A 14078-nucleotide genomic window follows, 5' to 3' on the forward strand; every position below is an offset into this window, starting at 1 on the left:
TCGCAGGCGCCACACCTGCCGTCGAGCTTGAAAAGGCGAAACTTATCGACCCAAGAAGGCGAACTGAAGATCGCGACCAAGAGAGCGCCAGCGATTGCGGCCGCTATGCACAGATCTATAGTTTCCAGATCTGATACACTCATATATTTTACCCAACGAAGAGAGTCGGGAATTTGAGTTATATATATACTTTCGAGTCTCAAGCTGACTAAGAGCTTTTTCCAAATAGTTTTTACTTCTTTCCCTATCGAAAAGCGGGAAATCATAACCCACCCCTACCGGGAAACCAGATACGATTTCCAACATTTTTGCCGTAGAAGCGATATAAGCGTTGGTCTCCTCCTTTATATCACGCTCGGCCTTGGCCCTTTTTTTACTTCGGCTGCCGAATGTATTGCTTTCGTGCTGCCTGTATTTAACGAGAGGCTCGGCGAGCTCCGCGGTCGAGCCGACCATTTGTGCCAGAAACATGATCCACCGGTCATGAGCAATCATCTCGGTGGGAACGATGTAGTCGATGAACCTGTCATTGATGTCGGCCACGCTGAGCAGCTCTCGACGATAAACGATTGAGAAGCCAAAGAAGGTAAGCCATGGATCGTAACTGAGCGGCTTCCGGATTCCGGATCTGCGAATTCCCTGTCGAAAATTCCCAATCTTGTTTGCATTCTTGTCCACCGTAGTGGCAGTGTGGACAATCATTGATATGCTCGGATCGGCAAAAAACTTCGCGCATTTTTCCAGTTTTCTGCGGTCCCAAACATCATCCTGATCGCAAAAGGCGATGTAATCCCCCCTTGCGACGAGCGATGCTCGTAGAAAATTGTCTCGGAACCCGAGCGCTCTTTCGTTTCGCAGCACCTTTGTCTCTATGCCGCAGCCCGCAGTAAGCCGCTCGACGATCTCAAGGGTTCCGTCGTTGGACGCGTCATCCGAAACGATAATCTCCAAGGGCCGAAATGTCTGGCGTATAATACTTAGCAGCTGTTCTTCGATGTATTTGGCGCCGTTATGGGTCGCCATGACAACCGACACGGACTTGCATTGCCCCGGCATATCCGAAACCTCTCGACGGTAATGTGGAGCATTCTCTCGACTTTGCGTGCCCCACTGGCACCAACCATATCCTTGGCCCGACCCCAATCAGACGGAGCAAGCAATTGCCGTGCTAGGACACGTGCGGCCGTGCCGCTGGCGACAGGCACCGCGTAGGCTTACCAACCTGCGCCAGTAAAATGGCGCATCGGACGGCGCCCATCGCTCTGCCGGGAGGCCGGAAAGCATGCGTATCCAAGGATGCGTGGAAGGCGCTAGCCCGATCCTTCAGGGCGATCGCGATTGCCGTGCGTGGGAAGGTACTTCATAGTGCTGCACTGCAAAATAGGAGTAGCCTGACGTGGAAAGGCGATCCGCTCGCCGACCGTTGGTGATCGCTGAGAATGAGCCGCCTGTCGCGCAGACGGCTCCGTTCAGCCTTGCGGTCATCATTACGTGCTGGAACTATGCTGAGTTCGTGGGGCTGGCCATTGACAGCGTCCTGTCCCAGAATGTTCCGAACTGCGAACTGGTCGTCGTGGATGACGGATCGATCGACGACAGTTGGAATGTCATCCTGAGCAAGGGGGTCCGCGCCTACAGGATCGAGAACTCGGGGCAGAGGCGCGCGTGCGCCTTTGCGCTGGAAAAGACAAGCTCCCCCTTCATATTGTTTCTCGACGCCGACGATGAGCTTTGCCCGCACTCGATAGAGACTCTCATAAGCAAGCTGGATAATTCAATCGCCAAGATTCAATATCCGCTGGTCAAGATCGACTCCGCCGGAAATCGGATTGGAGACGCATTTCCGAAGTTGGGCGATTGGAGGGGACGCGAGAAGATAAAGGAACAGATTTTATGCAGCGGAGTCTATACGACGCCCCCGACATCTGGGAATGTATTTAGACGCGACCTCTGCAGTCTTGTCGAAGATGCTGATTATGATACCGCGGTCGATGGAATTATCTTGTTTGCCGCTCCTTTTTATGGCGACATCATCAGTATTTCGAAGCCCCTTGGCTTATATCGAGTCCATGATAGAAATGATTCGGGGTTCAATACCGCGATAGACAAAGATAAGATCAATAGAGGGCTTAATCGGTACGTTCAACGCATCGATCATCTCAACATCATACTAAAAACTATGGGCGAACGAAATTCGGTTGAAGTAATATCAAATCTATTTATACTTCAACAAAAAATTTATTTGAATGTAATTTCAGGGAAAAGAAATCGATTTCATAATATTATATCTATCATCAAACATTTATTTTTACACGACCATAACAGAATTAAATCATTTTGGCTTTCTTCTTTCTTTTTATTACTGTATGCCCTCCCTCCAAAACAATCTAAATCTCTCCTGACTTATCGTTATAACGGACTTTGAACACGAAAACTCACTAGTAGCTCGGGGTTAAACGCGGTCCCACGCACCGCTGACGCCTGCCGTGTTTTGGCTTCCGAGGGCATCATCTGGCTCAGCGGAAATCGCGCGTCTTCACCTTGATCGTATCAAGATGCAGGTCAGGAATGTAGATGTCGGGAGTTCGAAGGCCCTTTGGCGGAAGGCCTCTCGGGTCAGGCGAAGGCGAACCATGGTGGACCTCGTCCCCGTGGCCATGAGGCAGCGGGAAGACGGTGTCCCGGTCGCCTCCGCGCAACCTGTTCGAGGTGGGATTGTTATCTGTAGCGACCGTTGGAGGGGAAAGCCTTCATGGATCTCATCATTAAGCAATCGAGCTCGACAAGGTGGGACCTGATCGACTTGCTCGGCCGTAACGCGGGGCATGTCGAGCTGGCCTTGTCCGGAAGCTTTCGCATACTTCCGGCGGCCCGAGCTGTGGCTACGATGGCAACACTCTCGCCGGGGCCATATTGCTCGTTAGACGCGGCGCTCGCCGCGATCGAGACTCATACGCGAGGCGTGTGCAGACGCGAGCCAGAGGCGCGCGAGCAACAGATGCCTATCGGCCCGGGCAACGAGGACGCCTGAGGACTTGGTGCCCGAGGCTGTTCCACGCTCGCAGTTCGCTGGACTCCCCATGATCTGCGTGCGGGGCGGACGCGCGCGTTTAATGGTGCGGTTGCCTCACTGGCGTGTCGTTTTTGATCAGGCCCTCGATCCAGCGTTTCTAGATCTCTTCGAGGCGTACGAATTGACATGCAACGGGCTCGCATTCTGGATCAGTTCGGACGCGCCCAAGCGCGCTGAGCGGATTGTGGAATACGAGGCGCTGGCAACCTCACTGGAGTCGGAAGCGGCATCGTTAGCGAGCGCCAGGAAGAAATCCGGAAAGCACGGTCGTTGATCGAGCGACCGCTTCAAACCTCAGCACAAGAGTAATGAGCTGACGTTTTGCTTCAGGTCGCATCAAGTCCGCAATCTATTCAAGTGAGATATTTCTCGGTCGACCGGGCCCGCCCCTGCCGGCGCCCTGCGATCCGACGACCGGCTCGGTCTCCATCTCGGATGATAGGGTCTCGGCAACGAACCCATTGTGACACCGTAATAGTGATGCCTGGCTCCAACCGAATCCGATGCCTGCGTGTTCCGCAGCTTCGGAACGATCTACTTCGTCTCCGTTCTAACCGCGTGGCGGAATAGCCGTTGTGCGCGCGCGACGTGTTTTGGCCTGGCCCTGGCTCCGAGGCGCTGAAGAACTCCGTCGTTTGGCCGGCGGACGACCTGCGACAGATGCCCCCTTCAAAGACCCGCTGTGGCGATGTTGGTCGCCACCGTGCTCCCGTTCACCAGTGATTCGGGGAGGACAACTGCCGGTACGACTATCTTCGCCATCCCCGATAAACCGCATGTGGGTAGCGGTGGCCGTAATAACCCCGGTTCCAGCCGTAATAGCGAGGCGCATAATAGACGGGCCGTGCATAATAATAGCGAGGCCGATAATAAACCGGCGGGCCATAGGCGGGATAGCCATATCCGTAGCTATAGGCAGGATACCCGTAGCCATAGGCAGGGGCCGTAGCAGCCGAGGCAACCAGTCCTCCCAGCAGCGCCCCGCCGACCAGCCCGGCAGCGACGGCCCCGCCGCCCCACCCGTGATGATGACGATAATATCCGCCGTGATAGCCGCCGCCGCGCCAATACTGCGCGTCGGCGGTTCCGACACTGCCGGTCATGATCAAAGCGGCAGTGGCCAAGGATGCAAGTCTCCTCATGGCACCCTCCACCTCGTGCTGTGATGGCCAGGATGGGGCAATTCCTGAGAACCAATCCCCGCTGGAGCCGATGCAATTAAACGCAAGACGCAGCCGCGCGGTTCCCAAAACGAGATGAAAGCGCAGTAAGGGGCCCATTAAATAGCATGTGCCAGCAAGACGGTGACCAAAACGCAGCCGAATGAGCGGCGTTGCTCATGACCGCACCGCGCCATGTCTCGATAGTGCAGTGGGCGGCCCCTGGAGCGAATTGAGGGCCAACCGGATTTTGAAGAGCCAACACCGCGGCGCTTAACTGCCGTTATTTTTTGTAAGAGGGGCTGGATAGACGACGCGAACCTTCCTCGGGGCGTGTGCAGTTGGCTCGACCGCTGGCGGTGAGGCCTCCGGTGACGAGCTGACATTGTCACTCCCACGCTGCGGCTTCAACGAGGTGCCAGATTCAACGATCGATAGTGCGTCGGATTGAGTAGATTTTGGCTCTGACGCCGTGACGGCTAGGGGCATAAACGCAACGAACGTTAGCGTTACTGCCGATCCGAAGAAATTCATCGTGCCCGTTCCCTTTTGTTCAATCTCAACCAAGCATATCTCTTAAACTTCAAACAGGTGGCAGCCGGATTAGTTCCGACCATGCTGTCAGTTCTGGTGATTACGGGCTCGCGGCGTTGGCCGATGAAACGGCGGTTGGCGATGCTGGTGGGTGGCAGATGGGCGACCGTTGCGGCCCTCCCTCATCGTGCGCCTGCACAACCCTCGCGGCGCGGATCTCGATGGCGTCCTGAGCCTTGCGCATCGCATCGAGGGCGACATCGAGGGCGTCGGCAGCCTCGGACAGCAGGATAAAGATGGCTCAGTCGGAATGTGATCGAGCTAGCGCAGTTGCGCCGGGAGATCAGCCTTGGGCACGGTCAGAACCCCACATACAGCTTGAGAGCGTAGAACAGGTGGACGCCGGCCCATCCGATCAGCGCCCCGAGAAGGAGAACTCGTAGACGCCCCATCAGATTCACTCCGCATTATATTGGCGATGGGGTCGTTCAGACGTGTCAGGAACTCCCCGCGCTGGTCACTGCCTGCGTCGGGAAGACCGTGGTGCTCACCGAAGGCCGGACGGTATTCTACTTGGAGCGGTGCGAGCCTGTGCCCGGGCAAGGTGGGAAAGCGCGCCCCCTGCAAGTTCTTGCCGATTCTGCCCCTCCCGGTTTCTAATCCAGGAAGTGCACCGGCACGCCCGGGCGCACGACGTCGGCAAGCTCCTCCACATCCCAGTTCGTCAATCTCACGCAGCCATGCGACGTCGTTTTGCTGACCTGAGAGGGTTCGGGCGTTCCGTGAATCCCGAATGTTGGCTCAGACAGTGCAATCCAGACGGTTCCGACCGGGTTATTAGGCCCGGGCGGCAGGACGAGGGTTTCGTCGTTCTTGCCCTGCTGGAAGTTCTTCTCGGGGTCGTAGGTGTAGTTCGGGTTCCGCGCGATGCGCGTGACCGTGTATTGGCCGGACAGCGATGGCGTGTTTTTGCTCCCGATCGTTGCCGGATAACTCGCCAGGATAGTGTCGCCTTCGCCATAGACAACGACCATCCCGGTACTCTTGACGGCATCGACCCGTTTGGCGCCCCCCTTCTGAAGCGAGCGGCCGCCAGACACGATGTAAATTCTGCTGCCGGCCTCGGTGAAGGGCTGCCCTGGGTTAAGCTCCATCAAGAGCTTTTCGCTCATGTGAAAGCGTTCGCCGAGCATCTCCTGCGGGCTGGTATAGGAGAGGCGCTTCATCTTGGCCTGCTTCGCGTAGTCGCGGGGAATATCGTCAGCGAAGTCGTAATCCGCGTCCTTGTCGGACAGCTTGTATTCGACCACGACATCCTGAACGGTATCGCCGCCAAGACCGCGCCAAGCGACCTCATCCAATTCGTCGCTTTCACTAAGTTTTTCCTGGCGCCGGAGCTGCGCCACGGCTTTGCGGAAGTTCTCCCCATCGACGCCATCGATCACACCCGGTGAGATGCTGCGCCGGCTGAGCAAGACCTGGGCCTTCACGATCAAGGGATTGGGCCCACTCGCTTTCTGCGGGGGTCGCGCCGCGAATGTCGCCGTGTTGATCTGCTCGGCGGTAAGAGCCGACGCCGGCGCCGCACCGACGCCGAGGAGGACTACCAAGGCAGTCATCAAACCAACGGGCTTCATCGATTTGGGCTCCGGTGAGGTCACGATATATACGGCTGAAGCGTCATCATGTTCCCCTGTTTCAGCTCTCGCGCTTTACACCGTGCTCGCGAGCGAGCCGGAGTATAGAATCCTCTGCTTTATTCATTGGGGTTTCCAACACTGGCGTCGTTTCCAACGCGAAGCGCGGCGATCTTAGGTAGGATCAGGCCATCGATGTCCTGCCAAGCGGCGATCGCAACTGGCAGCAGACAGATCCCGAACAATCCGGTGTTGCGTGCGTTGGTTGAAAATCACGCAACCGCAGGGGATGTCCGATGGATTGGAACCGCGTCGAAGGAAACTGGAAGCAGTTCAAGGGCAAGGTCAAGGAGCAGTGGGGTAAACTCACTGACGATGATCTGGACGTGATCGCCGGAAAGCGTGATCAGCTCGAGGGCAAGATCCAGGAGCGCTATGGTCTGGCGAAGGATCAGGTGAAGACCGATGTGGACACCTGGTACGGCCGTCAAACTTGGGAATAGTAACGTTCACATCGAAAGGCCCCGTTTCGGCGGGGCCTTATTGCGGATTGGGCGTGTCGGCGTCTGAAGCACCGTACGTAATCCGCTAACGTGATCGAATGTCAGCTTATGAGCCTGGAAGGAAGGAGCCTAATCGACCCGCTGCTGATAAATGGGCCCGTTGCGGGCGTTTCGGTTAAATTGTCCCGATCAACGATCAATACTGTTTGGTCGGTCGCCGTGATCCCTCTCGTCGGGCCGCGCGAGCCGTACGCTGGTTCCCCCACCGCTGCGATTCGTGGTTCGATATATCCAGTAGTGATCCAGATTGATCCCGCTCAGAATCTGGGAACAACACCCTCTATATGAAACGGGAAGCCTATATTCCCAGTATCTCTGGAAGATTTTGCGTCGATCCCTGACCAAACGTTAATTCAGAGCGCGGAAATACGCCCAGTGTTGCCCATCTGCACTGGCCGCCGATCTGCGGTCATCCATAGTGGGCGCGTTCTCAACGAGGGCTAAACGATGAAAAAACTGCTGGTCTTGGCTGTTTCTGTGGCGTTGGTTGGCGTCGGTGGGTGTGCTGACTATGGCTTCGGCAAGGGCAAGGGCAAGGCGCCTCCGCCCGTGGCTACGCCGATCGTTACCAAGGGCTGACACCTAGCGCCAATGAGACAGAAAACGGCCGGTTCGACCGGCCGTTTTCTTTTGGGCATTCTGAATTCGGCGGTGGCGATATTTGCAGTCCACGGCAGCCCCTTAGAAATCAGGGACTTAGGCCCGATGTGTCGCGCTCGTGTCGCAACTAGCTCAGCAGGCGCGCCTCGATCTGCGCCATACCCGCCAGGTCCTCTTCGTCGGTCTTGAACAGATAGCCGTAGGTATCGAAGGTGAGCCGGATCGATGCATGACCCATGAGGGCCTGCACCTTCTTCGGGCCGAATCCTTGTTCGATGAACATCGCCGCGGCGGCGTGTCGGAGCGCATGCAGGCCATACTTCGCCGCGCCCGCTCCCGTCACCACGCCAGCGACGACCTGGAGCGGGCCGAAGCCGTCCTTCAGGATGCAGGCGTGAGAGAGAACGCGCCCAGACGGCGCCGGGAAGACCAGGCCGTCCTTCGTGACCGGACAGGCCAGCTTCCATTCCCGGAGGGCCTTCAGGACCATCGGTGCCATGGGGATATCCCGTTTCCCCGCCTTGCTCTTGGGTGGCCCGAAGCGGCCCCACTGATCGGCACGACGGCGGACCCTCAACATTCCTGCCTTCAGGTCCACGTCTGACCAGGTCAGGCCTCGGAGCTCGCTGCCGCGCAAGCCGGTAAACGTCGCCGTCACGATCAGCGGCCGCCAGCGCCCCGCGGCTGTGGCGAGGATCGCGCGCAGCTCGGCACGGGTTGGCATCTCAATCGCTCCCCCATCCTCGTCGCGAGTCGAGTTCCGGATCTTCACCGCACGGGCGGGATTGTGAGCCGCAAGGCCTCGCCGCATCGCTTCGTCGACGAGAGAGCCGAGCGACGTGAGCACTTTGCGAGCCAGCACGCGAGAGCGCGTCTCCAGGAGCGTATCGATGAACTGGTTGACCCTTGGCGCCGTGAGGGCGCTCAGCTTTACGATCCCGATCTCGGGGACGATGTGATGCTTCAGGTGAGCAAGGTATTGGTTGACCGTGGAGCGCTCGAGCCCGTCCCGTTCGGCTCGCTCGATCCAGAGCTTGCCAGCTTCAGCCACGGTAATCGACTGCGAGTCGGCGACGTGCAGCCCGCGCGAAACATCGTGCCGGACTTGCACGAGGAAGGCGTCGGCGTCTGACTTCCGAAGGAAATGGCGGCTACGCCGGGTGCCTCTCTGATCATTGTACGTCGCCCGCCAAGTAATCGCGCCAGAGGGCAGCTTCCGCTTCTGAACCGTTGCCATTTGATTATTCCGCTTCCGCCCGGCCGGTGACTGTGAGCTTCGTTTTGGCGAGCGCTTTTGCGACCGCGGCCTCGACCGCGCGGCTCAGCGCTCCCTCACTGGCGAGCGCTTCCGCGACAGCGGCCTGGACGACACGGCCAAGAGTGTCTTCCCTCCCGGTTCTCTCGACGAGCGCGCTGCCCGCCGGGACGATCGCAGCCTTTGTGCCGGACGCGATCGCCGCCGCCTTCGAAGGCGCGCCCGAGGTCGAAACGTCGAAGCATGTTGCGCTGCACTATGAGGACGCAGCGCCGTTGCCGATCGGCTCGCCGGGCTCACCGGCCACCGTCGCGGCCCCGACCCGAAACGCCTTCCAGCACGACGTGATCGCGATCAAAGCCGCCGCAAAGCTGACGTGGGCGGTCGCTGCCCCGGGCGGCGCGCAGGTCATCTCGGGCGCGACCTGGGGCGGCGCACCAGCGGCCACCAGAGACGCCGCCGACGAAGCCGACGAATACGACCAGGAGCCGCCACCGAGACGACGGGGAGGCGTACGGCGATGAATGATCGAGCCCGGGGGATCATGGCGGCGGCACGCGAGACGCTCGCGCGCCCTGCCCACGTCGAGCCCGGTCCTCTCGCCCTGGCGCTGGCGCGCGAGATCGAGCACCCGACGGACCGCGACCGGCGCGAGATCGCCGCGCAGGAGGCCAAGCGGGCCGCCCAGCGCGAGCAAGAGGCCGAGCGCAAGCGCCTCGCCGAGACCCTTCCGGCTGACGATGTGCAGCTCGCCCTGGAAGCCTGCGCGCGCGCCATCTCGGACCTGGGTCAGGAGAACACCGGACTCCGCGAAGCCGTCGCCGATCTCACGAGGCGACTCGACGCGCTGGAGCAAAGGCCGGTCGACAACTTGACCGGCATCGAGCGCGGGCTCGACCGGATCGACACGCTGGCGGACAAGCTGGAGCGCACCTTGCAGCGCTCTTTCGAGCACTTCGATGACCGGCCGCTGCCACATCTCAGCAGTTGAATTCATGACGCCGCACGATCAGGCGCGCGTCCGGACCTCCATCGCCGAGTTCGTCAGCGACTGCGCGGTCGATCCGCCGTTTCACGTCGTCATGATCGGCTCGAATGGTTCGGTCACGGTCGCCCGCCATGCGGCGGACCGGGACGTCGAGCCCCTGTGCGACCACATCGTCGACGGTGGCCTTGCGACGCCGATCACGGTCACCCTCATCACCCCGGACGGCGGCAGGGGCGCGAAGATCACGGTCGAGGCCGCGCACACCCTCCAGTAAAGCCGTCCCGGGATCCGTCCGCATCAAATCGGCGGGGATAGGTGCGGACAGGCGGGATCCGCCGAGCTTCGACGCCTGCCCGACCCCGTGGCGACCCCGCCTAAACCCCGGCCGACCGCCCGCCACCTCCCCCTCACCCCGCGTAACCCCTTGATAACCCTCGCTTTCCTTAGCGCGTCCCGGTTGTGCGATCGAGGCGGGGCAAGACGACATTCCTGCACGGCAGGACCGCGCGACTAGTCAAATTATGCAACAATTCCAAGGGGCTGACCCCAGGGATCCCGGCTGCCTCCCATACCCCCAGATCACCAGCTAAGCCATTGATTTGATTTGGAAATTTTTGAACGACTATGTGCCTTTTCGAGCGCCGCCGCGCCCGGCCCCGGAGAGAAGCCTTGTTTTAGGAATGCCCCCCTGGCCCCTGAAAGCGAAGGTTGGGCCTGGAGGCCCCGTCGAGCCTCAGGAGGCCCGTGGCGGCCGTTTGAGTTTGGCCGGCGCGTCTTGTGAGGCTTGGGATTAGGGCTCCGAGGGCCGGAATGCTAGGAAATGGACGCCCATCCTCACCCGCAGTGACCGCCTCAAGTTGTATCGTAAGCTGGCTGGTCGGCTGGAGCGGGCACAGTGCGCGTCGCAGCGGTGTCCGATCGGATCAAGCGGGACGCGCCCTATATCTTATGAAGGGCGCGTGGCTCGACGGCGGGCGACGAGATGCGCAGTGCGCCGATACGTGCTACGCTCGCAAAATCGGGAGAAGGAAAATGAAAATGCTGCGAGGTGCTTTCCGCCGTTGTGGTGTCATCACAGCTATCGCGTTCTCTGCTGCAATGTTTATCTCTGATGCCCACTTCAACGTTGCTGAGGCACAGAAGGCGCGGGCGGAGGATCTTGCTTGCGGCAAAGAACTACAAGAGCGGTGCAGTGGCAAAGGAGTGCCGGTACAAACAGACGCGGCTGGGTGGGTCAAAACAGACCTCCTTAGTTGCCTTTCCCAAGAAAAAGACAAGTTAGCAAAAAAATGTGCGGCACGCGCGGCTAATGTTTTGAAGAGCTGCAACGCGGATGCCAATCAACGTTGTAAAGGAATCGTGGCGGGTCAGGGCAATATTCTCGCATGCCTTACAACGGCAAGGCGCGTGGTTTCCGCGCGATGCAATGCGGCTCTTGATGCCGCTTACTTGCGCCAATGATCCTATCTCTACGGTAGCGACCTACAACTGTAGTAATGCCCCCTGACCGTCAATCCATTACCGAGACGATGCCGCTTGCGGCGTGGCGGCGTTCGCAGCCACAGTCCCCGTCGTCCCTTGGGGGGGCTCACTACCCGGGGCGAAGTCACCTAATCTGAACCGGCTGATCCATGCGCCGCGCATTCGCGAGCGTCGCGCCGTAAAGTTCAGCCAAGACCCTTGGGTCAGCGCCAACAAGCTCGACGTCGGCGAGCCGTGGGATCCGTCCATGAAAATGGACCGGGGCGAGGTGGGGCACATCATCGGCCCGTGGTTTTGCCACTGCTGGGAAGACCAGCCTTGCGGCGGGGCGGCCTTCGCGGTCACATGCCCGGCATCCCTTGCCTCGGGGAACCCATGCCCAGCCTCATGCCGCACGCCGGCCGCGCTTACGGCACCCGCTGAATGTGGGTCGTGGCCCGGGTCAGCCGTGAGGCGCTGGCGCTCGCCGAACTGAAGCGCAGCGGCTTCGAGGTCTATGCGCCGCGCATCGTCGAGCGCCGTTTCTTGCGCCGCCGGGTCGTCGAAGCGACGCCACTGCTTTTTCCGAGCTACATCTTCGTCGGGATCACGGCGCAATGGCATGGAGCGCGCTGGTCGCCGGGCATCAGGTCGCTGATCATGAACGGCAGCGGGCCTGCGCGGGTCGCCGATGACGTCATCGGGGAGCTGCGCGGGCGCGAGGTCGACGGCCTGATCGAGCTACCGCCGCGCTTCTTGCCTGGCGATCGGGTGCGGGTCGAGCGCGGGCCCTTCGCAGGGTTGGCTGGGCTGTATGCCGGCCAGGCGCCGTCCGAGCGGGTGCTGATCCTGCTGTCGCTGCTGGGCGCGGCCCGGCGGGTTGCCTTGCCGGCTGCGGACGTCAAGCGCCTGCGGTCAGCCTGAAGCTGCGCCAACGCTCTCACGCCTTTCGCAGCGCCGCTAACCCGCGGCGCGCCAGGAGCCCCAACGTCGAACATCGTGTCGCATCCGTGTCGCAAGGACTAAGTGTGACGATTTGGGAAAGCGTGGAATTACAAGGGATTAGCCGTTACGCGGCTCCGGGCCTCTGCGACACGGTCGGGGCGACGACACCCCTTCCTAAGCCCCTGATTTCATGGGGGAATCCGTTGGAGGCCTCGGAGGGAATCGAACCCCCGTGCAAGGATTTCTTGCCCGTTCGACTGGCAATGATCGGATGATCGAGGACGTCTCCTTCGCTCACCAAGTCGAATGCGAACTTCATCACTTGAACTTCCGTTTTCGACCCCATCTGCGACCTTTAGGAGGGCTGCGACTAGGTAAGACCCTCCGTCCGCGAGCCGGAAGGACGGCAGTGCCACCCCAATGCCGGGCTTCCCATCACCCAAGGCCGTCGAAGCCTCACAATATCACTCCGCAGCTTCACGCATGTGCAGGTTCAGCTCCGCCAAATCGATTCGTTTGAAAAGCGGTGCTTGGATGGCAGTCTTTACGCTGATTTCTTCGCCTGAGAGGGCGCGCTGGATAGCGAGGCCCATGACGCGGGACAGCCTTGGAGGGAAGGCGTTCGCAACTTGCCGGAATTGCGCCTGGCGCGATCCGGAGAAGATCCAATCGGCTGGAAAATCCTGGAGTTGGGCAAGCATCGGCAACGTAAGATAGGGAATGCCGAGATAATCCGGATCGGGCGCCTGTTTGCCAACGGATCGAGGATTCACGCCGATGTCGAGCCAGGCTTTGCGCGAATTCGGCTGAGCGAGATCCATTCCCAGCTTCTTGGCGCTGCCGCCGATCAGCGTGGGCGCGAGGCCGTCGGCTCGGGCCACCCACTCATCGAGGCCCTTCCAATCGCGGGCCCCCATCAGATCCTTCAGCAAAGTCCCCACCGTTGTCGGAGCCATCTCTGGCGGAAGCGGCCACCGGAAGCGATGCATCATCCCGCGCCGCATCGCGACGAGGATCGCGCGACGGCGATTCTGCCCGAGGCCGAACACAGGCCCTTCGATGACACGCCAATCCGTATCGTAACCGAGTCGTTCGAGCGTGGAGAAGACGTTGAGCCTGCGGACAGCGTGAGTGACCTGAGTGATCCCGACAACATTCTCGATCATCACCGCCTTCGGACGGATCTGCTGGACGATCTCAAGAGCGCGATCGAACAGATCCCGCTCGTCGGCCGAGCCACGGCGTTCCCCGGCCTGCGAATAAGGCTGGCAAGGCAGCCCGCCGGCAATGAGATCGACACCTTCGAAACGCCCGATATCAATCGTGTTCATATCCTCTTCGATGACGGGCCATCTGGGGCGATTGGCGCGCAGGGTCGAAGCAGCCTCCGGGTTTCTCTCGACAATGCCGACGTGGCGGAAACCGGCTGCATGCAGCCCGATCGCCTGACCACCCGCACCGGCGCAGAGTTCGAGTACCGAATACCGATAGGGAGCAGATGGCCGTGATGCGGAACTGAGTGGATGGCGATCGAGTGCGACGCCACCGTTCGGCACGGGACGCTTTCGGCCCGCGAGTTCCGGGATTTCCTGGCCCAGCGCCCATCCAAGAATCTCGTGCAGGTGCTCATCGATCCAGAAGGGGTGAACGTCCGGCCAGCACCAACCTTCCATGGAGCAGAGCTTACCCTCTGCAATCTGTTCAAGAGTATCCTGCACCGTGATCCAGGATCGCTCACCCAACGAGCTGCTCGGAGTGAGCACTTTGGCGGGAACGAGTTCCCGGAGTTCCTTCGCAAGATGGCTTGCATCCACGGAAAGCGCCTGGACCCTTGCCAACGTCTCGACCGAGCAGTCCTCCGG

Annotated in this window: 13 protein-coding genes; 8 read left to right on the forward strand and 5 right to left on the reverse strand. The window is 60.0% G+C overall.

Going from position 1 to position 14078, the window contains the following annotated elements:
- Window positions 1-42: 42 nt before the first annotated feature.
- A complete protein-coding gene (locus AC1DW9_RS31790; RefSeq protein ID WP_476777206.1) occupies window positions 43-1023 on the reverse strand; it encodes a glycosyltransferase in 981 nt (326 codons plus the stop codon).
- Between the two features lie 373 nt (window positions 1024-1396).
- Here AC1DW9_RS31790 and AC1DW9_RS31795 point away from each other — a divergent pair, with 373 nt between their 5' ends.
- Window positions 1397-2425: a glycosyltransferase family 2 protein gene (locus AC1DW9_RS31795; protein ID WP_476777207.1), complete on the forward strand. Its 1029-nt coding sequence runs from the start codon at window positions 1397-1399 to the stop codon at window positions 2423-2425.
- Between the two features lie 1397 nt (window positions 2426-3822).
- On the opposite strand, the gene AC1DW9_RS31800 is transcribed toward AC1DW9_RS31795, so the two are convergent.
- Both AC1DW9_RS31800 and AC1DW9_RS31805 read right to left on the reverse strand, forming a co-directional pair.
- Window positions 3823-4197 carry a hypothetical protein gene (locus AC1DW9_RS31800; RefSeq protein WP_476855297.1) on the reverse strand — a complete coding sequence of 125 codons (375 nt, stop codon included), beginning with the start codon at window positions 4195-4197 and terminating at the stop codon, window positions 3823-3825.
- Window positions 4198-5423: 1226 nt separating this feature from the next.
- Window positions 5424-6404 carry a L,D-transpeptidase gene (locus AC1DW9_RS31805; protein WP_476777209.1) on the reverse strand — a complete coding sequence of 327 codons (981 nt, stop codon included), beginning with the start codon at window positions 6402-6404 and terminating at the stop codon, window positions 5424-5426.
- A gap of 296 nt (window positions 6405-6700) precedes the next feature.
- Here AC1DW9_RS31805 and AC1DW9_RS31810 point away from each other — a divergent pair, with 296 nt between their 5' ends.
- Both AC1DW9_RS31810 and AC1DW9_RS31815 read left to right on the forward strand, forming a co-directional pair.
- A complete protein-coding gene (locus tag AC1DW9_RS31810) occupies window positions 6701-6907 on the forward strand; it encodes a CsbD family protein (RefSeq protein ID WP_441508377.1) in 207 nt (68 codons plus the stop codon).
- Between the two features lie 507 nt (window positions 6908-7414).
- Window positions 7415-7546, forward strand: a complete 132-nt coding sequence (locus AC1DW9_RS31815) for an ABC transporter (protein ID WP_141740160.1) — start codon at window positions 7415-7417, stop codon at window positions 7544-7546.
- Window positions 7547-7694: 148 nt separating this feature from the next.
- Here the strand turns inward: AC1DW9_RS31815 and AC1DW9_RS31820 are convergent, their stop codons facing one another.
- A complete protein-coding gene (locus AC1DW9_RS31820; protein ID WP_476777210.1) occupies window positions 7695-8804 on the reverse strand; it encodes a tyrosine-type recombinase/integrase in 1110 nt (369 codons plus the stop codon).
- A 143-nt stretch (window positions 8805-8947) separates the two neighbouring features.
- Here AC1DW9_RS31820 and AC1DW9_RS31825 point away from each other — a divergent pair, with 143 nt between their 5' ends.
- The 5 genes from AC1DW9_RS31825 (at window position 8948) to nusG (ending at window position 12195) form a co-directional block, all read left to right on the forward strand.
- On the forward strand, window positions 8948-9346 hold the full coding sequence (locus AC1DW9_RS31825) for a hypothetical protein (RefSeq protein ID WP_476777211.1): 399 nt from the start codon (window positions 8948-8950) through the stop codon (window positions 9344-9346).
- 20 nt (window positions 9347-9366) lie between these two features.
- The gene (locus AC1DW9_RS31830; RefSeq protein WP_476777212.1) at window positions 9367-9813 is read left to right on the forward strand and encodes a hypothetical protein; all 447 of its coding nucleotides are present in this window, start codon (window positions 9367-9369) and stop codon (window positions 9811-9813) included.
- A 4-nt stretch (window positions 9814-9817) separates the two neighbouring features.
- Window positions 9818-10084, forward strand: a complete 267-nt coding sequence (locus tag AC1DW9_RS31835) for a hypothetical protein (RefSeq protein ID WP_476777213.1) — start codon at window positions 9818-9820, stop codon at window positions 10082-10084.
- A 758-nt stretch (window positions 10085-10842) separates the two neighbouring features.
- The gene (locus AC1DW9_RS31840; protein WP_476777214.1) at window positions 10843-11271 is read left to right on the forward strand and encodes a hypothetical protein; all 429 of its coding nucleotides are present in this window, start codon (window positions 10843-10845) and stop codon (window positions 11269-11271) included.
- Window positions 11272-11715: 444 nt separating this feature from the next.
- Entirely contained in the window at window positions 11716-12195 is a 480-nt protein-coding gene (gene nusG / locus AC1DW9_RS31845; protein ID WP_476777215.1) for a transcription termination/antitermination protein NusG, read from the forward strand.
- A gap of 485 nt (window positions 12196-12680) precedes the next feature.
- Here nusG and AC1DW9_RS31850 read toward each other — a convergent pair.
- On the reverse strand, window positions 12681-14078 hold a 1398-nt coding region (locus tag AC1DW9_RS31850), incomplete at its 5' end, for a DNA cytosine methyltransferase (RefSeq protein WP_476855298.1).

The sequence above is a fragment of the Allobosea sp. P4_E12 genome (assembly GCF_056401655.1).